A 244-nucleotide genomic window follows, 5' to 3' on the forward strand; every position below is an offset into this window, starting at 1 on the left:
CCGGGCCGGGGCAGGTAATCTCCAGCGAGGAGGAGCGACCCGGCTCAGTCAGCGAACCGTGCGCCAGGAATGCACCGCGCATGACCGCCTCAGCATCCTGCAGGGAGCCGTTCACCACAGCCGGCGGCAGGCCACGCACCGGGCGGCCACGCAAATCCAGCAGACCGGTCTGGCGAGCCAGTGCCTCGCCGCCCTGATCCACGCGCACGATGTACCTGCCGCCTCGACGCAGACCGCCACCGCT

Annotated in this window: 1 protein-coding gene; it reads right to left on the reverse strand. The window is 70.9% G+C overall.

The window, feature by feature from the left end:
• On the reverse strand, positions 1-244 hold a 244-nt coding region (whiA, locus tag AB8E48_RS09055; protein WP_368886493.1), incomplete at both ends, for a DNA-binding protein WhiA.

This window comes from Rothia mucilaginosa (genome assembly GCF_964211445.1).
Lineage (GTDB): Bacteria > Actinomycetota > Actinomycetes > Actinomycetales > Micrococcaceae > Rothia > Rothia mucilaginosa_E.